Origin of the sequence: Ochrobactrum chromiisoli (assembly GCF_026241335.1) — a bacterium.
In the GTDB taxonomy this organism is placed as follows: Bacteria; Pseudomonadota; Alphaproteobacteria; order Rhizobiales; family Rhizobiaceae; genus Brucella; species Brucella chromiisoli.
Map to the genome: position 1 here is coordinate 50,887 of NZ_JAPHAV010000005.1, position 20,575 is coordinate 71,461.

The following is a 20,575-nucleotide window of genomic DNA, read 5'->3' on the forward strand; positions in this document are numbered from 1 at the left end:
GTGCGCCGTCATATCACGTGGTTTTCGGCGGCGGGTAATTTTACTCTTGTATTTTCAATTATACATCTGTATTCAGGAGTCGAGTTCGCTACAGGGATGAAGGCAGAGGAGCCTTCCCGAGTGATCTTTCAAGCAGTCAGGCGGGAGGAAGTTTCGTCTGATTTCCAAGGGAGGACTTTATGAAAAAGCTTGCTTTGCTGGCAGCCGTTGCTGCCTTTTCGCTGCCCGTCTCGGTTATGGCGCAGGACGCGCCCGGCACTGTCAAAAAGGACAGTTATCGTTTTGTCATCGTTCCAAAGGTCGTTCATCCTTGGTTTGACAAGGTGAATGAAGGTGCACAGCAGGCCGCTGCTGCACTCAAGGCGCAGACCGGCGCCAATGTTGAAATCGTCTACTCCGCACCACAGAGCGCAGACGTTGTTCAACAGAACCAGATTATCGACAGCGCGCTGGCCACCCGTCCTGACGGCCTCGCACTCGATTTGCTTGATCCATCGGGCAACCGTGCATCGCTTGAAGAAGCGCAGAGCCAGAAAGTGCCGCTGGTGCTGTTCGACTCCGTGCCGCCGGAAGGCATGAGCATTACCCATATCGGTTCAGATTTCTGCGAGCAGGCCAAGATTGCTGCGCGTCGTCTGGTTGAAGTGCTGGGTGGTGAAGGCGAAGTTGCAATCATGATGGGCGTGCCAACTGCACCGAACCATTCGATCCGTGCGGAATGTCACCGTGAAGTGTTCAAGGAACATCCGGGTATCAAGGTCGTTGCTGAAGGCATCGACAATGACAGCATCGAAATCGCGCAGCAGCAGGCGGCCGCCATTATGCAGGCCAATCCAAACCTGAAGGGCTGGGTTGCTTCGGATGCCGCTGGCCCGATCGGCATCGGTCAGGCCATCGTTGAAGCTGGCAAGCAGGGCAAAGTCACGCTGGTCGGCCTCGACAACCTGCCGGAAATGCTCGACATGATCCGCAATGGCGTCGCTGACAGCTCGTCCGCATCGCAGCCTGAACTTCAGGGTTACTGGTCGGTGATGACGCTATGGGCACAGGCAACCGGCGCGCCGGTTCCAGGCTATATCGACACCGGCAATGCTTTCCTCACCAAGGAAAACGTAGGCAACTGATCCGTTCCGATCTTGTTGCAGGAGCACGGGTTCTCCCGTGCTCCATTCTTTCCTGTCCTATCGGCTTTGACCGGCTGCTTGCCGGAAATGCAGCGATAGTTTTCCAAGGTGTCCATCATGGCTTATCTTGAAACAAGCGGATTAGGCCGGGACTTTCCGGGCGTAACCGCGCTGGATGGCGTTGACCTGAAAATCGAGCTGGGTCGCACGCATATTCTTGCCGGCGAAAATGGTGCTGGCAAATCCACGCTCGTAAAAATTCTGACCGGAACCGACAGCGCTTCGCGCGGTCAGGTGCTGATCGATGGTCGTGATCCTGTTACTGATCCTGCGCTTTATAAAAACGTTGCCTATGTTCCGCAGGAATTGACGCTTTTTCCGCAGATGAGCGTCGCGGAAAACCTGTTCATGCCATTCAATCGAACGGGGCATGGCGGTTTTGTTGTCAACCGCAAAGCGCTGATGATCGAGGCAAAATCCTATCTCGATCGCTTTGGTATTGAAGCGCGCCCTGACGATCTGGTTGCCAATATTTCCGTGTCTGATCAGCAGCTTTTGCAGATCGCGCGTGCCTGCACCAATGAGCAGATGAAAGTGCTGATTCTCGATGAGCCGACCTCCTCGCTGACACGTGTTGAAGTCGAGCGTGTTTTCAAGGTTATTCGCGGTCTTCTTGATCGCGATCATGCCATCGTCTTCATCAGTCATAAGATGGAAGAAGTCTTCCAGATTGGCGATGATTATACCGTTCTGCGCAATGGCACCAAGATCGAGAGCGGTCACATCAAGGACATCACCGAAGCCGATCTGATCCGCGCCATGTCTGGCCGCGACCTGTCCTTTGATGAGCATTTCCGTCCGTCAAAGCCGACCACTGAAACCATTATGGAAGTGCGTGGCCTTTCGGGATCGCGTTTTGAAGACATCAGTTTTGATCTGCGCAAAGGCGAAATTCTTGGCTTCGCCGGTCTGGTGGGCGCTGGACGCTCCGAAGTGATGCAGACGATCTTCGGCTTTCTAAAAGCTAAATCCGGCGAGGTAAAGGTCGAAGGCAAAAATTGGACACTCAATGATACCTCACGTTCGGTATCGGGCGGCATGCTCTATCTTTCGGAAGAGCGCAAACACCACGGCATTCTGCCTCTGCTTTCACTGCGCGAGAATATCGGCATTTCGATACTGGAGCTGACCAGCGGCAAGCTCGGCATTTCCGACCGTCGTGAACGCAATATCGTGCAGAAAATCATCGATGACTACGGCATCCGCACATCAGGAATGGGCAAGCGTATCTCGCAGCTTTCGGGTGGCAATCAGCAGAAAGCCATTATTGGCCGCGCCATGGCCACGCGCCCGCGTGTGCTGATCTTTGATGAGCCGACGAAGGGTATCGATATACGCACCAAGTCCGAGATTTATCGCATCATGAAAAATCTCGCTGAAGAGGGTGTCGGTGTCATCCTCGTCTCTTCGGAACTTAATGAATTACAGAAATGCGCAAGCCGTATCATCACCATGCATAACGGCCATATCACGGGTGAGTTCTCCACCACCGATACCAACAATGAAACACTCGTGGGCGCGATCTTTGGAACAGAGGTAAAAGCCGATGCAAACTAATCCTTTTTCCAATCTCATTCGTACGCCGCTGGCCGGTGTCTTTGTGGCGCTTCTGGTGATCTTTGCCCTGTCGGCAACCCTATCGCCTTACTTTCTCACGCCTTACAATCTGTCGGTTGTTGCACGTGGCCTGGCCTTTGTCGGTCTCATCACCATTGCTCAGTCGATGCTGATGGTGCTGGGCGAACTCGATCTGTCACTTGGCGTGATCGGCGGACTCTGTGGCGTGGTGTCCGGCATTCTGATGGTACGGATGGGTTTTGAGCCTTATTCGGCCATGTTGCTGGCGATCCTGCTTGGCCTTTGCCTCGGCCTGTTCAACGGCTTCCTCGTCACCTTCCTGCGCCTGCATTCGCTGGTGCTGACCATTGGTACGGCAGGCATTTTCGGCGGTGCCAATCTGGTGCTGACCCGTGGTGTTGCCATCACCGGTATTCCGCGTGATGTGCAATATCTCGGCCGTGGCGATCTGTTCGGCATTCCGGTGCCATTCATCATCATGTTTGTTGCATTGCTGATCGCGACTTTCGTGATGCTGAAAACGCCGTTCGGTCGCTACATGTATGCGATCGGCAACAATCGTGACGGCGCCCGTATGTTGGGCATTCGTGTGGATCGCGTGCGTCTGATGGTATTTGGTGCTGCTGGTGCGATTGCTGGTCTTGCCGGTGTGCTGATGGTTGCGCGTCTTGGAACTGCCCAGCCGTCGATTGGCGACAGCTGGGTGCTGGCTCCGATTGCTGCATCGGTTATCGGTGGTGTTGCCACAACGGGTGGCATCGGTAGCCCGATTGGTGCGATCTTCGGTGCAGGCATTATCGCTATTATTGAAAACATTATCGTTCTGTTCGGTGTCTCTCCTTATTGGCAGGGCATTGTTTCGGGTGCAATCGTCGTGCTGGCTATTTCGTTCGATGCCATATCGCGCCGTTATCTGCGCCGGGATGCCCACTGATCTGAACACGCGACGAGTTTTAGAAAGCTAAAGACATGAATGAACAAGTCAAAACCAAGAAGCTGATCAACGCACCGGAAAACATCATTGCAGAAATGATCGAAGGCATGGTCGGCGCGCATCCCCATATGCTGCGTGTTGAAGGTGAAACGGGGCGTGCGGTTGTGGCAGTTGATGGCCCGCGCGAAGGTAAGGTCGGCATTGTTGTCGGCGGTGGCTCAGGTCACGAACCCGCTTTTGCTGGCTATGTCGGGCGCGGCCTTGCAGATGCAGCAGCTGTTGGTAACGTATTCGCCTCCCCATCGCCTGCACATATTGCAGAAGCGGCACGCGCTGCGGATGGCGGCGCGGGCGTGCTGATGCTTTACGGCAATTACACCGGCGACGTTCTCAATTTTACGATGGCGGCGGAAGAACTCGCGCAGGACGGCATGGATGTGCGCCATGTCGCGGTTGCGGATGACGTAGCCTCGGCGCCGCTTGATCGCAAGTCGGAGCGTCGCGGTATTGCCGGTGACTTCTTCGTATTCAAGGTTGCAGGTGCTGCCGCTGATCTGGGTGAATCCCTGCCACGCGTCGAAGCGCTTGCGCAGGCCGCCAATGAGGCGACCCGTTCGATGGGCGTGGCTTTAAGCCCTTGCTCCCTGCCCCAGACAGGTAAGCCGAACTTTGCCATCGGTGACGATGAAATGGAAATCGGCATGGGCCTGCATGGTGAGCCGGGCATTCGTCGTCAGAAGCTTGCGCCTGCTGATGAAGTGGCCGACGAGCTAATGGCCTCGGTTGTCGAAGAACTGGAACTCAAGGCTGGTGATCGTGTTGCGGTTCTTGTCAATGGACTTGGTGCAACCACGCATATCGAGCTTTATCTCATTTTCCGCCGCGTCAAACAGATTCTGGACGGTAAAGAAATTCAAATCCATGCCTCATGGGTTGGCGAATATGCAACGTCGCTCGAAATGGCCGGTGCATCTGTCACGCTGATGAAGCTTGATGACACCTTGCAGACGCTGCTTGATCATCCATGCCATACACCTGCCTTGACGGTTGGCGCTGTGCAGGCAGGTGATCGTGAACCGGCCTCGCACCGCAAGGCTCAACGCAGTGCAGACCACAAGGAAGTGGCTTCTGAAGCGCCGCGCAAGCTCATCACCGAGGGTGATGTGACACCTGCACTTTTCAAGGCGATGATGATGAATGTCGGCAATCAGATCATTGCCGAGAAGAACTGGCTTTCGGAACTCGACGGCGTGATTGGCGATGGCGATCACGGCATTACCATGGAAATCGGCTGGAAGGCTGTGCAACATGCGCTTGAAGACGAACAGGACGATGAGACGATTGAAGCCATCTGCAAGCGCATGGCCAAGGCGTTTCTGGATGCGGTTGGCGCATCGTCAGGTCCGCTTTATGCAACGGCATTCCTGCGTGCAGGTACGGCTGTCAGCAATCGTCTCAACCTTGATGGAACCGGCATTGCTGAATGGCTTGCAGCCGCGTCGCAAGGCATCCAGGATCGGGGTCGCGCGGCACCAGGTGACAAGACGATGATCGATGCCTGGGTTCCAGCGGTTGAGGCGGCAAGCGAGGCTGCGAAGGCTGGCAAATCCACGCTCGACGTGCTGATTGCGGCACGCGATGGTGCGGAAGTGGGCATGAAGGCAACAGCTGCAATGGAATCGCGTCGTGGTCGTTCAGCCAAGCTTGGCGAACGCTCCATCGGTCATATCGATCCGGGTGCAGCATCCACATTCGTAACTCTGCGCGCTATGGCAGAAGCGTTGCAGCATAACGCCTAAAGGTCAGCGCCTCATCTGTTGGATAAAGCGGATGAGGTGCTTTCAATATTTTTCAGATATCACTGTTCCTGTGTGTAAAACGCTCTGATTGTATATGAGCGGCTTGCCATAGAGCCTATTTTCCTTGTGTCTGGGCATCTTTGATAAAGCATGATGGAGTCGATTCGTCGCTGGATTTTCTGGCGGTTCGAATGAGGCCCTCTTTGTTTCATTGCAGGGGTTTTAGACATGACTCTCAATTTGATCCATTTTCCGAATTTCAGAAAGACCTTCTTCGGAGCCACATTTCAAAAAGATGTGCTGGCATTAATGGGGCGCATACGTGACGAAATTGGCTGTCGCCACATCATGCATGCTTACCGGCACCGTGTGCGTGATAGTGCCAAAAGCTTTGCATCTGATCTGACTGTTGTAACGTCTGCGCCAACCGGGTGGGTCGCTAGATATGCCAAAAACAATTATTTCAGGATCGACCCGCTTTTTCAGGAGGACGCGCCCTATTTTCGCTCAGATGTGAGCGGGCTTGTTCACGATCTTAAGCGTGATGTGCAGACAAGCAAGGCGGTTGCAGAAATGTTTCGCGATGCAGACAAGTATGGCTTGGGCAATGTCCATATAGCTGTATCAGCCCGCTCGCAAAAAGGGATCTGCGGTTGTTCGCAGTTCAGTTTCTGGGTCGACGATCTCGCAGATTGTGATGCGTTTATTGCTGAATTGCGCCCACGTTTGCTGAGTCTGGCAGGTAAACTTCACAACAAGCTTTGCGGTGGCAGCGCATTGAACGCGTCGGTTGCGCTTCTCACACAACGCGAACTTGATTGCCTGCGCTGGGCTGCCAATGGCAAAACCGACGGCGAGATTGCCGAAATCCTCAGCATCGCGCGCTGGACGGTCGTGACCTATCTTCAGAATGCAAAAATAAAGCTCAATTGCTCAAACCGTACGTCAGCGGTCGCAACGGCGCTTGCACTTGGCATCATTGATATGCCCGACGTGCAGCATTTGTTCAGCCAGTAATCTCAAGAATAAGTTGTATGGAGTGAAATGCGCTCTAAGCGGATTTCGGAAGTGAAAGCTTTGCGTCGTCAATCGCATGGGCAAGTCTTGCTGTGTTCTGGGCCGGGTCTTCAGCAGGGTTATCGAAAACGATATGGTTGAGTTCGACGTTTGCCGTTTTGCCGGACAATGTCAGACGAAAATAGGCGTAAACGCCTTTGTTGCGGAATTCCATATCTAGCGTTACCGATGGAGTGCTGAACCAGTCGCAAACAAAATCACCGCCATGACCGAGACCAAGTGTTCCAGGATAGAAGTAAAGTTCGGTTGCTGAATTCACCACATCGGCAATGTTGGCGAAAAGTTCGCAACGGATGAAGGCGATAAAATCCGCCGGATCTACCAGACGTAAATCAGCCACGACTTCCCGAATACTGCGCGCAATGATGGCTTCGCGTTCATTGGAAAACTGCATGCTTTTCATCGTGACACCACCAGTCCGCATGGACAAAGATGTATTATATTAGCGCATAATAAATTCATTGGAAAACCGGTTAATGTATTGAATGACGCGTATTGATAACACGGATAAGTTCCGCAACAGCTTTGTAAAATTCCGGTGCAATCATTTGATCGACGTTGACTTGCTTGTAAAGGGCGCGAGCCAATTGTACATCTTCAAAAACTGGAACTGAATTTGTCGCCGCAATTTCTCTAATTTTCAACGCGATCAAGTCTTGCCCTTTTGCCACAACAATCGGTGCTGCATCTTCATTGGCACGATAACGCAATGCGACAGAAAAATGGGTTGGATTTGCGACAATCAGTGTTGCTGTTGGAACCGCACTGATCATACGACGACGGGCACGGTCGCGGCCCAGCGAGCGAAGGCGTGCTTTGACCAGCGGATCGCCTTCGGACTGCTTGAGCTCGTCTTTGATTTCCTGCTTGGTCATACGCAATTCCTGTTTCCAGTGAATCCGTGACCATGCCAGATCAAATGCGGCAATGGCTGTAATTGCCACAACATTTGCAACCAGCAATCGTACCAGATTTTCGCGCAGGAACTCGGGGAGACTGCTGGGGTCTGCTGCAACAGCTTGCGTGAAAAGATCATTTCCTTTGAAAAACACAAAAAAGACGATGATGCTCGCAGCACTGAACTTTGCCAAAGATTTTAGAAACTCGACCTGACCCGAACGCCCGAAAATGCGCTGCCAGCCCTTGATCACAGATATGCGCGAGGATTGTGGGCGAATGCGTTCGCCAACGATGCGCGGCGCATTTTGAAAGGCTGACGCTGCAATGCCGGACAGCGGAATGATGATAAAAATCGGAACCAACGCCAGGCCGATCGCCAACGCAAGAACGCTAAAAAGCTGGCTCGCATCTTCCGCGCTGTTCAGCAGCCAGTCTTCAGGACGGTCGATCAGTTCGCGTAAAAACATGGTGAGTTTGGTTGTGGCGGGGGCTGCGATAAAGACTGCGATGATCAGAAAAGATGCGACACCGGCAAGAGCCGGCATTTCGCGTGAAAAAGGCATATTGCCCTTATCGAGTGCGTCGCGGATCTTCTTCTCGGTGGCTTCTTCGGTTTTGCTCTCTTTGTCGGTATCGTCTGACATGCGTCACAAACCTTAGGCTCTGGGCCTAAACTGTCGTTTCATCGGGATCGAGCGTGATGATTCCCCGCTCAGACAGGTCAATTGCAATACGTGCAATTGCGCGGCGCGCATCTGCAATGTTCTGGCTTGTGATATTGCCCTGTTCTGCGGTGAGTTCGCTTTCGACCATTCGGCGACCGCGTGCCGACAGCGAGGATAGGATGGTTTCCTGTAGAGCTGCATCTGCGCCGCGAAGCGCCGTTGCGATTTGTTCAGTCTGGACCTCATCGAACAGAAGCAGACGCGCCCGCTGCGAGAGCCGCTCGATATTATCAAAATTGAAGAGCTTTGCCTTGATTCGGGAAATATCGTCGTGGCTCAGGTCTTTCAGGCTCGCCATAAGCTCTTCCATCTCCTGACGGTCGAGCTGGTTGAAGATATTGGCGATCTGGCTGTGATGGGCCTTGACCGGGCCTGCTTCATTGCGCCCAAGTAGATCGCGCATGAGCACATCTTCCAGAAGCTCGGAAGCGGCCGGAGCAACATTACCGATGTGAAGTGAGCGCTGCACCACTGCACCGCGCAATTGTGGGGGCAAACCTACAAAAATGCGGGCAGCCATATCGGATGGCAGCTTGGAAACAATATAGGCGATGATCTGCGGATGCTGATCTGCGAGATATTCCTGCAAGCTCTCGACGGGCAGGCGGGCAAGCTGTACCCAGACAGATTCCTGCACGAGCTGCGGCTGCACGCGCTCTTCAAAAACAGCATCTGCCTCATCCTGTGGCAGCGTTTCACGCAGCAATCCTTCAAAGCGTTGCGCTGCTTCTGAAACAGGTGCGCCTTCGGCGAAGGAATCTTCGAATTGCTTTACCAGAAGCTCAAAATCTGCCGGTGCAATCGGTTCGAGCGTTCGCGCGTGACCGGCCAGTTTGCGCAAGTCGTCCGCGTTGAAATGCTTGAGAAGGCGTGATGCAGATGGCCGGCCAATGGCGACAAGGATCGCGGCAGCCTTCTGTGGACCGGAAAGTGTTTTGAGTACTTCGCTCGCGCTACCGTCGGAAAGCTTTTGCTGTGCATTGTCGGCCATGGTCGATCCGTTACTTACCGATGATTTCGGTCAGGCTGACACCGAAGCGTGAGGAATCGTCTTCAAGAACAATCACTTCACCGCGCGCGATTATGCGCCCGTTGACGACGATGTCGACCGGATCCCCGATCTGTTTATCAAGTGTAATGACTGCGCCGCGTCCCAATTTCATAAGGTTGGCAACCGGCATGGTCGTGCCTCCCAAAACCACTTGAACATCAACCGGAATACCCATGATAAGTTCAAGGTTTGGTTTTGCGTTACCCGATTTGGCAACACGTGGCCTCTCTTCACGCAGCTCTTCAATGGCGTCATCCAATTCCTGCTGCATTTTTTGATCCTTGTTCTGACTGCTCATGCTTGGCCTGCAATTTCTACTGTGGCTTTTTTGACGGCACGGCGCACAAAGACGGGTAAGGCCTTCTTTTCCTTAGGCGTAGGTTCGAAGGTATGCTTGAGCGCTTTATTCTCTGTGCGACTGGAAATCTCAGCCACATTGCGCGCCTGTCGCATATCGCGGGTCAGGGCCTTGCGCAGGCGGTTGAGTTCTTCAATAGCCTCATCCATTTCACGGCGTACACGTGTCGTTTCAGCAAGCCGCGCTTCAAGCCGCATTGTGTCATCGGAAAGATCGGTTCGCTGGGCTTGAAGCGATTTTGCCACACGTTCCAATCCATTGGATGCCGCAGCAACACGAAGGGTAAGCATCTTTCCGAGCTTGATCGTCTCGTTTGCCTTGCGGCCAACGACAATCAGAGTGACAAGCGAAGCGAGAGCCATCAGCGTGGAAAGAATATTAGCCAGCAACAAGCTCATCAATGAGATCCTCTTCTTGATTGACCGGATCGCCAACCTTGACTGTAAAATGAATTCCGGACTTGCCGAGGCTGCACTTGAACAGCTGTTGGTCTTCGGCACGCAGACGAACCTGCTCCATGGCATCAGCGGGAAGTTGCAGTATCTCACCGACTTCGAGCTTTGAAAGCGCATCCAGCGTCATGCTGCCTTGCTGAATGAAGGCTTCAAGCTCAATGCGCGCTCGGCTGACTTCATTGCGCAGCTTCTTTGTCCATGCAGGATCAGCCTGATTGACCGGACGCCGCAAAAATGCTGCAACCGCATCCTGCATAGGCTTATGGCTGTTGCGCGGCAGCAGAAGGTGTAAAGTGCCGGTTTTGCCTGCAGCAGCAACGTTGATGCGGCAGCTAAAAAGGCGGGATTGCTCGAAGTCCTCGCGGTTGAAATCTACCGTATCCTGACTTTCTCTGGCCACGAAAAGCGCGTTTGCATTGTGCGTGAAAACCTGGCTCAGCGAAGCCGCAAGATGCGCAATGGCAAGGCTGGACACTTTGCGCTCCATCATGCCAAAGGGGCGTTCCAGATCCGCGCTTCCGAGATTGCCTTGCGCGCCAAACATGGATTCGATGACGGCAAACACAAAAGTGGCGTCAGCGGTCACGTAAAGCGAACAGCCCCAGCTGTCGGCTTTCAGCGGCGCTATGATTGCAGCCTGGTTAAGAATCCTGCTCAGGTTGTCTTCATCTGTGGCGATTACAGGCCCCACCTCTGCATCAAAGGCAGCTGCTGAGCCGTCTGCAAGACGCGTACAAAGATGCAGGGAGGCATCCTTGAAGACATGCGCAAGTGATTTGAGATCGTCGCTTGAAAGACCTGCTGCTCGCAGCAAATTTTCAGCAAGGACGTCATTTTTGCGGTTCTGATCTGAGACGCTCATGTCATGCCGCCTGTTGGAGCGGTGCGTTCGACATGGTTTCCTGCTCAACAATGTCGATGCTTGGGCGCTCATATGCGGAAATCGTCTTACGACCATATTCCAGCGCAATCTGCGGCAGCGAACCATTCATGTAGGCCAGCAGCGTTTGCTTGACGACTGTATAAAGGCGGTTGTTCTTTTCACGGGTTGATTTGATCTTTGTGGCAATCGGTCCAAAAACGCCGTAAGAAAAAAAGATACCGGCAAATGTGCCCACAAGCGCTGCACCGATAAGGTGGCCGAGAACTTCTGGTGACTGATTAAGCGCCCCCATGGCCTTGATGACACCGAGAACCGCCGCAACGATGCCAAGTGCGGGTAAGGCTTCGGAGATGCTGACCATTGCTTGATAAGGCTTGAGCTTGTCGCGCGAGATCGTATGGATTTCTTCATCCATCAGCGCTTCAATTTCATGGGACCGAACATTGCCTACAATGATCAGGCGGCAATAATCGCAGATGAAGTGCATAAGGTCCTCATTTTTCATAATGCTTGGGAAAGCTTGAAAAATTGGAGATTCCTTCGGATTGTCGATATGGATTTCCACTTCATTGCGCGATTTTGCGCGCAACTCGCGCATCAGGCTGTAAAGCACACCGAGAACATCAAGATAGTCGCGCTGTTTCGGCACCTTGTTGGTGAAGGCTTCCATACAGGCACGTCCGGTATCCTTCACCAGCGAAAATGGGTTGGCAATGAAAAATGTACCTAGTGCCGAGCCGAGGATGATGACGAATTCCCATGGCTGAATGAGCACGCCGACATGACCGCCCATAGCGATGAAGCCACCAAGCATGCAACCCAGTGTGATGGCAAGGCCGATGAGAATACCCAAAGCTGAAAACCCCACAGATACAATTTCTTTGATTGCACCTTAAGAGGTTCGCCTTGCGCGAAGCTTGCCGTTGGGTTCTGAGCGCAATCAGCTTCGGACAAGCTTGACCTTTCATAAAGAGGCAAATGCTAGCAGAGGGTCATTGCGGAAATGGTCGATACGATGACAAGCTATCGCCTGATCGCGTCGGATATGACACGATCATTGCAGCGTGTGTCGAAGGAACCTTTGGTGGAGCGGGAAACCGCTTATTACAAAGAAAATATAGGCACCGTGAAATCCATTGATGATTTCATGGCCGATACCCGGCTTTTCAATTATGCGATGAAAGCTTATGGCCTTGAAGACATGGCTTATGCCAAGGCTTTCGTTCGCAAGATTCTCACTGAAGGCGTTGTCAGTGATGATGCTATGGCGAACAAGCTGACAGACAAACGTTATAAAGAATTCGCGACCACCTTCGATTTTGCGGCCAAAGGCGATAAGGCGACCGACACGCGTGCAGCACAGCAGGGCGTGATTGATAAATATATGCGCCAGACGTTGGAGACCGAAGCAGGCAGCCAAAATGAGGGCGTCCGTCTGGCGCTTTATTTCCAGCGTAAGGCCCCCAATATTTCCAATGCTTATGAAATCCTTGGCGACAAAGCCTTGTTGTCAATGGTTCAGGCGACTTTTGGCTGGCCGTCAACCATGTCCAATGCCGACATCGACAAACAGGCAAAGATGATCGCCGACCGCATCGATTTCGATAAAATGTCTGATCCTGATTATGTCTCGAAGTTCATTTCCCGTTTTACGGCCATGTATGAGATGAACAATCCTACAGCGAGTTCGCCTGCATCTATTGCATCGCTGCTGTTGGGTGGCACCTCATCGGTTGGCATTTCGATGAATATTCTAAGTACCCTGCAAAGTTTTAAGCTGGGCGGACGCTAGAAGATGCAGAACAATTCGATCTATGTTGGTCTTTCTTCCCTTGTCACACTTGAACGGCGGATGGATGCGATTGCGCATAATGTTGCCAATGTTTCAACTGTTGGCTTTCGGGGTGAAGGCACAAAGTTTGAGTCCATTGTTTCTGACAAGGCCAGCAATGGGGTTAGTTTTGCAAGTGCCGGCAAAAGCTATATCCGCACCGAAGCCGGCCCGCTGATCAAGACCGATAATCCGCTTGATGTCGCGGTCAAAGGTGATGTGTGGATGGCTGTTTCTACGCCGCAGGGACAGGTCTATACACGCGACGGCCGTATGAAGATGATGATGACGGGCGACCTTGTTTCGGTCATGGGTAACGCTGTTCTTGATGCAGGTGGGGCACCCATCGTGCTTGATCCGAATGGTGGGGCACCGAAGATTTCAAGTGATGGGGCTATCTATCAAAATGGTGCGCAAATTGGCGCTATCGGTCTTTATTCCATTCCAGAAGATGCTGAGCTGAAATATGCTGGTAATTCCGGTGTGGTTTCAAATAAGCCCGCTGTTCCCATTGTAGACAATAACAATGTGGGCCTCGTGCAGGGCATGATAGAAGGCTCCAATGTCGACGCCATGACGGAGATGACGCGGCTTATCAGCGTCAGCCGGGCCTTTGAGCAGGTCAATAATCTGCTGACCCAGCAGGAAAGCACGGTCGCTGAGGCTATTCGAACGCTGGGCTCTAAAAACGGATGATAGCCGATCTTCCGCTCGCACGACTTGCCGCTTTTGTTCGCCAGCAGGCAGTTGCACCCAGACCGCTTACAGGCCTCGGCGGTACGGTCAGTGATGTGTCGCGTTCAGCGATTGCGGTTCGTGGATTATCACGCAATGCGCGCTTGGGCGATGTGGTAGCGATCCGCGCGGGAGGTGGTCAAAGTCTTGGAGAGATTATTCGTGTCGCTGACCGGCAGGTACTGGTAAAGCCTTTTGATGACAGGATGATACCCGCGCTGGGGGCTGCGGTTTTTGAGGAAGGGCCTCTGGAAATCTCTCCTGCGGCTGAGTGGCGTGGTCGTGTGATCAATGCGCTTGGCAATGCGGTCGATGGAAAAGGTGTTGTTCAGCCCGGAACACGCCCGATGGCGTGTGAAAACCTGGCTCCGGCGGCTTTGCGACGCACACGCGTGGATCGTGGTTTACGGACGGGCGTGAATGTCATCGATATTTTCACCCCGCTTTGTTTTGGTCAGCGCATCGGTATTTTTGCAGGGTCAGGCGTTGGAAAATCTACGCTGCTTGCCATGATGACACGGGCGGCCGATTTCGACACAGTGGTTCTCGCATTGACTGGTGAGCGCGGTCGTGAAGTGCGCGAGATGCTTGAAGAAACTATGGCAGGTTATCTCAACAAAACGGTAACGGTTGTCTCAACGGGCGATGAAAGTCCGATGATGCGCCGTTTGGCGCCCAACACGGCGACGGCAATCGCCGAATATTTTCGCGATCTCGGTCAGAATGTTCTGCTGATCGTTGATTCCGTTACACGCTTTGCCCATGCAGCGCGCGAAGTGGCAATCGCTGCCGAAGAACCGCCGGTTTCGCGCGGCTATCCGCCGAGTGTGTTCAGCCAGTTGCCACGCTTGCTCGAACGCGCTGGTCCGGGGTTGAGCGACGCAGGCGGCAGTATTACCGGAATTTATTCAGTGCTGGTTGACGGCGACGATCATAATGATCCGGTGTCAGATACGATTAGAGGCACGCTTGACGGCCATATTGTTCTGGATCGCGCGATTGCCGCGCAGGGGCGTTTTCCAGCGGTTGATATTCCAGGCTCCGTATCGCGTCTTGCAAAGCATAACTGGTCTGCCGACCAGCGCAAACTGGCCGGACAATTGCGCGCAATGATCGCACGATTTGAGGAAACGCGCGATTTGCGCGCAATCGGAGCCTATCAGAAGGGGCATGATGGATTGCTTGATCAGGCTGTTGATCTGGTGCCCCGTGTCTATGAAGCGCTGCAGCAATCGCCCGAAACAAGCGTCTCTGACGATCCTTATTCAGACCTTGCCGCAGCTTTGCGCGCAGATAAACAGGCATAATGTATCATGATAGGATCTCGTAAAAGCAAGGAAGAAGCAGTGCTGGCCGATCTCGCAGCAGAGGTGGAGGCTGCTGTTGTTCAGCAAAGCGGAAAGAAGTCGCAAAGCCCTGTGGATCGCTATCTTAAGTTCGGTGCGATCACGCTTGCTGCGATCTGCGCGATGCTTCCCTTTGTGACTTACTTGCAGCGTGTTGATCTTGGGCTTGAAAAAAAGTCGGAAAGCAAGATCCTTGATCCGCTTGATCGCACGGACCAGAAGACCGTGCGTCGCTTTCCGTCGTTTCGGCCCAGTGAAGAAGTGGCACCGAATGCAGGTGTGGATAACACCATGACCGGGTCTGTCATGTCCAATGGCAAAGGCTTGCCCGGAACCAGCAATGGCCAGGGCGGGGACGGTGGCAGCGAGGGACAAAAGCTTCCAAAGCCTGTTTTTGCCCTACGCGAAGTCGTTGGCGGCATGGCCATGATTGAAGACGCATCTGGTTATTGGTTTGTGGAAAAAGGCTCGCTTTTGCCCGATGGCAGCCATCTTGTCTCGATCCGGCGTCAGCAGGGATCCGGTCTCTGGCAGCTTTCGACATCTAGTGGCGGCGTGATTGAGTTGCGTAAATAAGGGAATAGTTCTTCAACCTTACCCCGCGCAAGCTTGACGCAAGTTCCGACCTTTAAGTTAATCAAAGGTAAAGGCGGGAAACTCCATGAGCTCCATTCATCTGTTTGATCTGGCGACGAGGCAGGCACAGTGGTTGTCAGTAAGACAGGCGACTGTTGCAGGCAATGTCGCGAATGCAAACACACCGGATTTCAGGGCACGGGATGTTCAGCCCTTCGCAGATGTGTTGAGCAAAACGCAGCTCACCATGGCCGCCACCGATGCGCAGCATCTGGAAGTGGATGCCAGTGGCATTGCCGGTGCGCGTCTGCGTCCTGAAGACATTACCGAGCAAACCCATTCGGGAAACACTGTTGATGTTGAGCAGGAAATGATGAAGGCTGGTGAAATTGCGCGCGATTATTCGCTCAATACAAGCATCGTCAAAGCGTTTCACCGCATGATGCTCTCGGTTGCGAAAGGGTAATTGATGTCTTCCGATGCTTTGCAGAACACATTGAAAATCGCGGCTTCTGGCCTCTCGGCACAGTCCACACGCCTGCGCATTGTTTCGGAAAACATCGCCAATGCGCAGTCCACGGCCAAGACTGCCGATGCCGACCCGTATCGCCGCAAAACCGTTTCCTTTCGCACTGAAGTCGAACAGGCAACGGGTGCTGCGCAGGTGCGTGTTGCGGAAATCGGAAATGATATATCGCCCTTTATCGAACAATATGATCCGAGCCATCCGGCAGCGGATGCACGGGGCTATGTTCAATATCCAAACGTCAACATGGTCGTTGAAATGGCGGATATGCGCGAAGCAAACCGTTCGTATGAAGCCAATCTCCAAGTGGTCAAGCAGGCACGTGAGTTGATCTCGATGACCATTGATCTGATGAGGAACACATAATGTATGACTCCATCATGAGTATTTCGGCGCGCAATGCTCTTTCGCGCCTCTCCGAGACGGTTGCTGAGACCAATGTGGGTGCCACAAGGGCGCCGCAGGCGGTTCCAAGTGCGTCCGTGACCTCTTTTGGCGAAATACTTTCTCAGATGACGGGTTCTGTCGGCCAGAAATTGCAGGCCGCAGAAGCAACATCAATTCAGGGTATCAAGGGTGATGCACCGATACGTGATGTGGTGAGTTCCGTTATGGAAGCGGAACAGTCGCTGCAAACCGCCATCGCCATCCGTGACAAGATCGTGCAGGCCTATCTCGAAATCAGCCGTATGCCGGTTTGAATTCAACTCGAAGATACCTCTTTGTTTTTCGCATTGCCCACCGCAAAGCCGCTACGCACTTTTGCTGGTAATGCTCTAAGGACGCGCTATGAAAGCCCTGACGATCGCCGCAACTGGTATGAATGCCCAGCAGCTTAATCTTGAAGTGATTGCGAACAATATCGCCAATATCAATACGACGGGCTTTAAGCGTGCGCGCGCAGAGTTTTCCGATCTGCTCTATCAGGCAGAGCGTACCGCAGGTGTTCCCAATCAGGCCAATCAGTCTGTCGTGCCGGAAGGTGCACTGGTCGGTTTGGGTGTTCAGACAGCAGCAGTGCGCAATCTGCATGTTCAGGGCGGCTTCAATCAGACAGGCAATGATCTTGATCTGGCGTTAACCGGCAAAGGTTGGTTTCAGATACAAAGCCCGACCGGGGAGACGCTTTATACTCGCGCCGGTGCATTCAACACCAATGCGGATGGCCAGCTTGTGACCTTGGATGGAAATCTGGTTCAGCCAAACATTTCTATTCCGGCCAACACGATCGAAGTGGTGGTGAATGATTCCGGCGAAGTTTTTGCCAAGGTTCAAGGAAATGCCGGCATCGAAGTGGGCCCAGCACTTGGACGTATCGCGCTTGCGACCTTTACCAACGATGCAGGCCTTGAGCCACTTGGTGGCAATCTTTACCGGGAGACAGAAGCATCTGGTGGCCCGATTGCGGGAAGTCCCGGCGATCCGGGTTTTGGTACGGTCAAACAGGGCTATCTTGAAGCATCCAATGTCGACCCGGTGAAGGAAATTACCGATCTCATTTCCGCACAGCGCGCTTATGAGATGAATTCAAAGGTCATTCAGGCTGCGGACGAAATGGCAGCAACTGTTTCCAAGAACATGCGCTGACGGTGAGGGCTATGATGAAGTGCCTCAAACGGGCTTTTCTGAAATCAAGTGCACTAATCGCCACGAGTTTTCTGGTATTGAGTGTACCGGCTGCACAGGCCGCAGAGCGCATGACTTTTGTCGTGCCCTCCGTCACTGTTTATCCCGGCCAGATCTTGAACAACATTTCGCTGGTTGAAAAACAATTCTACATCAGTCCACCAGCCGCAAAGCAATATGTGCTTTCACCAGCACAGGTCACGGGCAAGGTTGCACGCCGAACCCTGATTTCAGGAAAGCCGATCTTGGTGACGGCCCTTTCGGAACCCTCAATGGTCACGCGTGGTGAGCCTGCACTTATGATTTTTACTTCCGGCCCGTTGACGATCACGGCGGCTGGTACGCCACTTGAATCAGGTGCTGTTGGTGATTTCATCCGAATTCGCAATGTCGATAGCGGGCTTATCGTTTCCGGTACTGTGTTGGCAGACGGCCGTATTCAGGTGGGGATGCAGTGATCAAAACATGCGCCGCCCTTATCGCCTGTCTTGCTTTGGTGCTCACGCCAATGGCAGGCCTTGCGGATGAATCATCAAAGAACGCAACCGAGTTTCGCTCGGCTGTTGAAGCCGATGCGGACTGGCTTGGTGCGGGAGGTGATCCGTCCAAAATGGCCTATGCCGAGCTTGGTCGTGGCAGTGCGGTTGCGCGTCTCAAAGACATTGCTACAATTCAAGGCGTGCGTGAAAATCAGCTTGTCGGTTATGGTCTGGTTATCGGTTTGAATGGTTCAGGCGACAGTCTGCGGAATTCGCCCTTCACAGAACAGTCCATGCGCGCAATGCTGGAAAATCTCGGCATCAATGCGCCACGCAATTCGACCCGTGCGAAGAACACGGCTGCTGTTATCGTTACAGCCAATCTTCCACCTTTTTCTGGTGCGGGGTCGCGCATTGATGTCACAGTGTCTTCGCTTGGCGATGCGACTTCCCTTCAGGGCGGTACATTGATCATGACGCCGCTTCAGGGTGCGGATAATCAGGTCTATGCGGTTGCACAGGGCAATATGATTGTATCTGGCTTTTCTGCGCAAGGTGAGGCCGCAAGCATCACGCAAGGAGTCCCCACATCGGGACGCATTCCCAATGGCGCATTGGTTGAGCGCGAAGTTGCAGGGAGTTTCGGCAGGGATGCTGAGATGATTGTCGAGCTGCGCGACCCTGATTTTACCACCGCCGTTCGCGCTGCTGATACAATCAATGTTTTTGCCAAGCGACGATATGGACGGGGTGTTGCGCTTGCGCGCGATGCAAAGACCATTCGCATTACACGCCCGAAAAATGTGCCGCCTGCGCGCTTTCTTGCCGAGCTTGAAGGTTTGCCTATTACAACCGACGAGGTTGCACGTGTCGTTGTGGATGAGCGCACGGGAACGGTGGTCATCGGGGACAAGGTGCGCATTTCCAAAGTCGCGATCAGCCATGGCAGTCTGACGGTTCGTGTGACTGAAACACCGATGGTTGTGCAACCTGAGCCATTCAGTCATGGCGAAACGGCGATGGAGCCGAATACGGAAATAGCCGTGAACCAGCCTGACGCCAAAATCGGTATTCTGACGGGGGCCAATCTCGAAAATCTTGTGAAGGGTTTGAACCAGATGGGTGTGAAGCCAAACGGGATCATCGCAATCCTTCAGGCGATCAAGACATCCGGTGCCCTTCATGCAGAACTGGTGGTGCAATGACTGTGACCAGCACGATGATCCGCCTGGGTTCCGCTTTGGTGTTTTTTCTTGGCGCCGCTCAGCTATCATTCGCGCAGCAGCTCGAAACGTCTGTTTCGCTTAATCCCCCGACGGCTCAAGCGCCGCTTGGTAATCTTGATGAAATCCGCAAGTACTGCGGTAATCTCGATAATCAGGCATCGGATGCCCGGTATTCACTTCAGCTCAAACAGCTTACAGAGCTGAAGGCTGATGTTGAAAAGCGTATGCAGGCGCTTGAGGAAAAGCGCAAGGAATATGAAATCTGGCTCAAACGCCGTGATGATTTCGTCAATACAGCGCAGGATTCACTTGTCGATATTATTTCAAAAATGAAGCCTGATGCGGCAGCAGCGCAAATGGCACTCATCGGTGATGAAGCCGCAGCAGCGCTTATCCTTAAACTAAACCCGCGTGTTTCCAGCATCATCCTGAATGAGATGCCAACGGAAAAGGCGGCAAAGCTTGCCCGCGTCATTGTCGGAGCACAGCGCACGACTGCAACGCTGCAACCCACCAAGGAGCAGCGAACGCAAGTGGAAACCGGGAAGAGCGTGCAATGACAAAAAACATGAACAAAGCACCACTTGTGATTTTGTTGATGGCTTTGATGGCGGGTTGCGCTGTCAAGCCTGAAGAAATAGGTCGTGCGCCTGATCTTTCGCCTGTTGCAGCCAATCTTGGCGTGCAGAACAATCCGCAATATAGCGGCTATCCGGTTCGACCAAGCAAGGCTGCATATTCGTTGTGGGACCAGCGATCGACGAATTTTTTTAAGGACCCGCGTGCACAGGAACCAGGTGATGTGCTGACCGTGATCATCTCGATCAATGATCGTGCCAACATCGACAACAAGACGGATCGCGAGCGTATTTCAAAGGGACTTTATGGCGCCGGTGCATCTTTTGATACGCGCAGCCTGTCCGGTTCGTTTGCCGGTGGTGACTTGGATGCCTCGGTCAATACTCGCTCTAACAGCTCGTCCAAAGGCAAGGGCACAATTGAGCGCAGCGAAGATATTCGTCTTCAGATCGCAGCAATCGTTACAGATACGCTGCCCAACGGCAATCTCGTTATCCGGGGTTCTCAGGAAGTGCGCGTGAATAATGAATTGCGGGTGCTGAATGTCGTTGGCGTCGTGCGACCGCGTGATATTTCCGGCTATAACACGATTTCTTACGACAAGATCGCCGAAGCGCGCATCTCTTATGGCGGGCGCGGGCGTTTGAGCGAAGTTCAGCAGCCACCTTATGGCCAGCAGATTCTCGATCAGATTTCGCCGTTTTAGA

The 20,575-nt window shown here is 53.2% G+C and carries 24 protein-coding genes; 17 read left to right on the forward strand and 7 right to left on the reverse strand.

Annotated elements, in window-relative coordinates; all coding sequences use genetic code 11:
* The first annotated feature begins 179 nt into the window (after nt 1-179).
* The 5 genes from OPR82_RS11960 to OPR82_RS11980 all read left to right on the forward strand — a co-directional run bounded on the left by OPR82_RS11960 (nt 180) and on the right by OPR82_RS11980 (nt 6,512).
* A complete protein-coding gene (locus OPR82_RS11960) occupies nt 180-1,124 on the forward strand; it encodes a substrate-binding domain-containing protein (RefSeq protein ID WP_265985023.1) in 945 nt (314 codons plus the stop codon).
* A gap of 117 nt (nt 1,125-1,241) precedes the next feature.
* The gene (locus OPR82_RS11965) at nt 1,242-2,741 is read left to right on the forward strand and encodes a sugar ABC transporter ATP-binding protein (protein WP_265985024.1); all 1,500 of its coding nucleotides are present in this window, start codon (nt 1,242-1,244) and stop codon (nt 2,739-2,741) included.
* Nucleotides 2,731-3,696: an ABC transporter permease gene (locus OPR82_RS11970; protein WP_265985025.1), complete on the forward strand. Its 966-nt coding sequence runs from the start codon at nt 2,731-2,733 to the stop codon at nt 3,694-3,696. Before OPR82_RS11965 ends, OPR82_RS11970 begins: the two co-directional genes overlap by 11 nt.
* Before the next feature lie 35 nt (nt 3,697-3,731).
* Nucleotides 3,732-5,495 carry a dihydroxyacetone kinase subunit DhaL gene (gene dhaL, locus OPR82_RS11975; protein WP_265985026.1) on the forward strand — a complete coding sequence of 588 codons (1,764 nt, stop codon included), beginning with the start codon at nt 3,732-3,734 and terminating at the stop codon, nt 5,493-5,495.
* A gap of 228 nt (nt 5,496-5,723) precedes the next feature.
* Nucleotides 5,724-6,512 (forward strand): helix-turn-helix transcriptional regulator, encoded by a 789-nt coding sequence (locus OPR82_RS11980; RefSeq protein ID WP_265985027.1) that lies wholly within the window; start codon nt 5,724-5,726, stop codon nt 6,510-6,512.
* A gap of 34 nt (nt 6,513-6,546) precedes the next feature.
* Here the strand turns inward: OPR82_RS11980 and OPR82_RS11985 are convergent, their stop codons facing one another.
* The 7 genes from OPR82_RS11985 to motA form a co-directional block, all read right to left on the reverse strand.
* Nucleotides 6,547-6,975, reverse strand: coding sequence for a hypothetical protein (locus OPR82_RS11985; RefSeq protein WP_265985028.1), 429 nt, complete (start codon nt 6,973-6,975; stop codon nt 6,547-6,549).
* 70 nt (nt 6,976-7,045) lie between these two features.
* On the reverse strand, nt 7,046-8,116 hold the full coding sequence (gene flhB / locus OPR82_RS11990) for a flagellar type III secretion system protein FlhB (RefSeq protein ID WP_265985029.1): 1,071 nt from the start codon (nt 8,114-8,116) through the stop codon (nt 7,046-7,048).
* Between the two features lie 25 nt (nt 8,117-8,141).
* A complete protein-coding gene (locus OPR82_RS11995) occupies nt 8,142-9,188 on the reverse strand; it encodes a flagellar motor switch protein FliG (RefSeq protein ID WP_265985030.1) in 1,047 nt (348 codons plus the stop codon).
* Between the two features lie 10 nt (nt 9,189-9,198).
* Entirely contained in the window at nt 9,199-9,546 is a 348-nt protein-coding gene (fliN, locus tag OPR82_RS12000; protein ID WP_265985031.1) for a flagellar motor switch protein FliN, read from the reverse strand.
* Nucleotides 9,543-10,004, reverse strand: coding sequence for a BAB2_0123 family type IV secretion system effector (locus tag OPR82_RS12005; protein ID WP_265985032.1), 462 nt, complete (start codon nt 10,002-10,004; stop codon nt 9,543-9,545). Before OPR82_RS12005 ends, fliN begins: the two co-directional genes overlap by 4 nt.
* On the reverse strand, nt 9,985-10,923 hold the full coding sequence (locus tag OPR82_RS12010) for a FliM/FliN family flagellar motor switch protein (protein WP_265985033.1): 939 nt from the start codon (nt 10,921-10,923) through the stop codon (nt 9,985-9,987). Before OPR82_RS12010 ends, OPR82_RS12005 begins: the two co-directional genes overlap by 20 nt.
* Nucleotide 10,924: 1 nt before the next feature.
* Nucleotides 10,925-11,797, reverse strand: coding sequence for a flagellar motor stator protein MotA (motA, locus tag OPR82_RS12015; RefSeq protein ID WP_265985209.1), 873 nt, complete (start codon nt 11,795-11,797; stop codon nt 10,925-10,927).
* A 150-nt stretch (nt 11,798-11,947) separates the two neighbouring features.
* Here motA and OPR82_RS12020 point away from each other — a divergent pair, with 150 nt between their 5' ends.
* The 12 genes from OPR82_RS12020 to flgH all read left to right on the forward strand — a co-directional run bounded on the left by OPR82_RS12020 (nt 11,948) and on the right by flgH (nt 20,574).
* On the forward strand, nt 11,948-12,736 hold the full coding sequence (locus OPR82_RS12020) for a DUF1217 domain-containing protein (protein WP_265985034.1): 789 nt from the start codon (nt 11,948-11,950) through the stop codon (nt 12,734-12,736).
* Between the two features lie 3 nt (nt 12,737-12,739).
* On the forward strand, nt 12,740-13,471 hold the full coding sequence (gene flgF / locus OPR82_RS12025) for a flagellar basal-body rod protein FlgF (protein WP_265985035.1): 732 nt from the start codon (nt 12,740-12,742) through the stop codon (nt 13,469-13,471).
* Nucleotides 13,468-14,817 (forward strand): flagellar protein export ATPase FliI, encoded by a 1,350-nt coding sequence (gene fliI / locus OPR82_RS12030; protein ID WP_265985036.1) that lies wholly within the window; start codon nt 13,468-13,470, stop codon nt 14,815-14,817. The genes flgF and fliI overlap by 4 nt, the downstream gene beginning before the upstream one ends.
* Nucleotides 14,818-14,820: 3 nt before the next feature.
* Entirely contained in the window at nt 14,821-15,432 is a 612-nt protein-coding gene (locus OPR82_RS12035) for a hypothetical protein (RefSeq protein WP_265985210.1), read from the forward strand.
* Between the two features lie 85 nt (nt 15,433-15,517).
* Complete coding sequence (flgB, locus tag OPR82_RS12040) at nt 15,518-15,898, forward strand: flagellar basal body rod protein FlgB (protein ID WP_265985037.1); 381 nt, start codon at nt 15,518-15,520, stop codon at nt 15,896-15,898.
* Between the two features lie 3 nt (nt 15,899-15,901).
* Nucleotides 15,902-16,324, forward strand: a complete 423-nt coding sequence (flgC, locus tag OPR82_RS12045; protein ID WP_265985038.1) for a flagellar basal body rod protein FlgC — start codon at nt 15,902-15,904, stop codon at nt 16,322-16,324.
* Entirely contained in the window at nt 16,324-16,659 is a 336-nt protein-coding gene (locus OPR82_RS12050; protein ID WP_265985039.1) for a flagellar hook-basal body complex protein FliE, read from the forward strand. The genes flgC and OPR82_RS12050 overlap by 1 nt, the downstream gene beginning before the upstream one ends.
* 88 nt (nt 16,660-16,747) lie before the next feature.
* Nucleotides 16,748-17,545, forward strand: a complete 798-nt coding sequence (gene flgG / locus OPR82_RS12055; protein WP_265985040.1) for a flagellar basal-body rod protein FlgG — start codon at nt 16,748-16,750, stop codon at nt 17,543-17,545.
* Complete coding sequence (flgA, locus tag OPR82_RS12060; RefSeq protein ID WP_265985211.1) at nt 17,542-18,042, forward strand: flagellar basal body P-ring formation chaperone FlgA; 501 nt, start codon at nt 17,542-17,544, stop codon at nt 18,040-18,042. The genes flgG and flgA overlap by 4 nt, the downstream gene beginning before the upstream one ends.
* Nucleotides 18,043-18,092: 50 nt before the next feature.
* Nucleotides 18,093-19,268 (forward strand): flagellar basal body P-ring protein FlgI, encoded by a 1,176-nt coding sequence (locus tag OPR82_RS12065; protein WP_265985212.1) that lies wholly within the window; start codon nt 18,093-18,095, stop codon nt 19,266-19,268.
* Entirely contained in the window at nt 19,265-19,849 is a 585-nt protein-coding gene (locus OPR82_RS12070) for a MotE family protein (protein WP_265985041.1), read from the forward strand. Before OPR82_RS12065 ends, OPR82_RS12070 begins: the two co-directional genes overlap by 4 nt.
* Nucleotides 19,846-20,574, forward strand: coding sequence for a flagellar basal body L-ring protein FlgH (flgH, locus tag OPR82_RS12075; RefSeq protein ID WP_265985042.1), 729 nt, complete (start codon nt 19,846-19,848; stop codon nt 20,572-20,574). Before OPR82_RS12070 ends, flgH begins: the two co-directional genes overlap by 4 nt.
* Nucleotide 20,575 lies beyond the last annotated feature (1 nt).

Coding starts and splice junctions, on each gene's coding strand:
- OPR82_RS11960 (WP_265985023.1), top strand. CDS start 180: ATGAAAAAGCTTGCTTTGCTGGCAGCCGTTGCTGCCTTTTCGCTGCCC.
- OPR82_RS11965 (WP_265985024.1), top strand. CDS start 1,242: ATGGCTTATCTTGAAACAAGCGGATTAGGCCGGGACTTTCCGGGCGTA.
- OPR82_RS11970 (WP_265985025.1), top strand. CDS start 2,731: ATGCAAACTAATCCTTTTTCCAATCTCATTCGTACGCCGCTGGCCGGT.
- dhaL (WP_265985026.1), top strand. CDS start 3,732: ATGAATGAACAAGTCAAAACCAAGAAGCTGATCAACGCACCGGAAAAC.
- OPR82_RS11980 (WP_265985027.1), top strand. CDS start 5,724: ATGACTCTCAATTTGATCCATTTTCCGAATTTCAGAAAGACCTTCTTC.
- OPR82_RS11985 (WP_265985028.1), bottom strand. CDS start 6,975: ATGAAAAGCATGCAGTTTTCCAATGAACGCGAAGCCATCATTGCGCGC.
- flhB (WP_265985029.1), bottom strand. CDS start 8,116: ATGTCAGACGATACCGACAAAGAGAGCAAAACCGAAGAAGCCACCGAG.
- OPR82_RS11995 (WP_265985030.1), bottom strand. CDS start 9,188: ATGGCCGACAATGCACAGCAAAAGCTTTCCGACGGTAGCGCGAGCGAA.
- fliN (WP_265985031.1), bottom strand. CDS start 9,546: ATGAGCAGTCAGAACAAGGATCAAAAAATGCAGCAGGAATTGGATGAC.
- OPR82_RS12005 (WP_265985032.1), bottom strand. CDS start 10,004: ATGAGCTTGTTGCTGGCTAATATTCTTTCCACGCTGATGGCTCTCGCT.
- OPR82_RS12010 (WP_265985033.1), bottom strand. CDS start 10,923: ATGAGCGTCTCAGATCAGAACCGCAAAAATGACGTCCTTGCTGAAAAT.
- OPR82_RS12020 (WP_265985034.1), top strand. CDS start 11,948: ATGGTCGATACGATGACAAGCTATCGCCTGATCGCGTCGGATATGACA.
- flgF (WP_265985035.1), top strand. CDS start 12,740: ATGCAGAACAATTCGATCTATGTTGGTCTTTCTTCCCTTGTCACACTT.
- fliI (WP_265985036.1), top strand. CDS start 13,468: ATGATAGCCGATCTTCCGCTCGCACGACTTGCCGCTTTTGTTCGCCAG.
- flgB (WP_265985037.1), top strand. CDS start 15,518: ATGAGCTCCATTCATCTGTTTGATCTGGCGACGAGGCAGGCACAGTGG.
- flgC (WP_265985038.1), top strand. CDS start 15,902: ATGTCTTCCGATGCTTTGCAGAACACATTGAAAATCGCGGCTTCTGGC.
- OPR82_RS12050 (WP_265985039.1), top strand. CDS start 16,324: ATGTATGACTCCATCATGAGTATTTCGGCGCGCAATGCTCTTTCGCGC.
- flgG (WP_265985040.1), top strand. CDS start 16,748: ATGAAAGCCCTGACGATCGCCGCAACTGGTATGAATGCCCAGCAGCTT.
- OPR82_RS12065 (WP_265985212.1), top strand. CDS start 18,093: ATGGCAGGCCTTGCGGATGAATCATCAAAGAACGCAACCGAGTTTCGC.
- OPR82_RS12070 (WP_265985041.1), top strand. CDS start 19,265: ATGACTGTGACCAGCACGATGATCCGCCTGGGTTCCGCTTTGGTGTTT.
- flgH (WP_265985042.1), top strand. CDS start 19,846: ATGACAAAAAACATGAACAAAGCACCACTTGTGATTTTGTTGATGGCT.